Origin of the sequence: Pseudoalteromonas sp. S4492 (assembly GCF_005886115.1) — a bacterium.
Lineage (GTDB): Bacteria > Pseudomonadota > Gammaproteobacteria > Enterobacterales > Alteromonadaceae > Pseudoalteromonas > Pseudoalteromonas gelatinilytica.
In genome coordinates, this window is the sequence record NZ_PNCP01000196.1 from 1 (window position 1) to 1088 (window position 1088).

The 1088-nt window shown below is 43.9% G+C and carries 1 protein-coding gene; it reads left to right on the forward strand.

Going from position 1 to position 1088, the window contains the following annotated elements; translation table 11 throughout:
* A partial coding sequence (locus CWC28_RS21355; RefSeq protein ID WP_138625757.1) for an IS1380 family transposase occupies positions 1-907 on the forward strand: 907 nt, incomplete at its 5' end.
* Positions 908-1088 lie beyond the last annotated feature (181 nt).

Consider the following 1088-nt stretch of genomic DNA (forward strand, 5'->3'; position numbering starts at 1 on the left):
GGATAACAGCAGAACCCAAAAAGAAGGTTCGCAATGGACATACAAACATTTCCATGGCTTTGCTCCTATTATGTCTTATGTGGGAAAAGAGGGCTGGTGTATAGGCGCTGAACTTCGTCCTGGCTCACAACATTCCCAGAACGATTTCGTGCCCTTTCTAAACACTGTATTACACAGACTCCGTCGTGTTACTCAAGCGCCAGTATTACTGAGACTCGACAGCGGACATGACGCAGAAGATACTCGAAGAGAGGTAGCAAATCACAGCAATGTAGATCACATCATCAAACTCAATCCACGTAAGCAATATACCGTTACAGCCTGGCTGCCAGCCTTTGAGGCAAAAGGCGTGCAGTGGAATGAACGTCGTCCTGGAAAAACCAGTGCGACACTCTCGATCTCCCATGAAACCGATTATGGTAAACAAAGACTTATTATCCGTATCATCAAGCGTACTACTGACTCGGTGGGTCAGTATTTTTTAACACCAGACTACGAGCTGGAGGGTTGGTGGACGACACTGGATGAAGCTGAATACAGCGATGATAATGTGATATTGCTTTATGAAGACCATGCGACCAGTGAACAATTTCACAGTGAGTTCAAGACTGATATGGATCTTGAGAGATTGCCTTCCGGAAAGTTTGATACTAATGACCTTGTAATGTGCCTGGGCGCATTGACGTACAATATTTTGCGTTACATGGGTCAAACTTGCCTGATTGGTCCAGACTCACCGATTCGTCACAAAGCACAGCGTCGAAGAATCAAGACAGTTATGCAGGAACTGGTTTACCAGTCAGCGCGACTATTGGAGCGAGGTCGTCAATTTATTTTACGTTTTGGTCGCCATAGTCCCGGACTGTCCGCTTTTATGAATCTTTTTCCCGAAAAACAGCTCTGCTAGCTGATCTTCTCTTTTACACGGTTGAATAAAGACATGCTGCTTATGCTGGCAGGATTTCATTTGCCTCCAGAGCCGAAATCATCCAAATTTGTTTAAAATTACACTGATCTTTTGAGTCTTTTTACCATTCTTTGATGAATTGCAAAAATCAAAACCCTATTCTGCGGATCTCATGAATTCA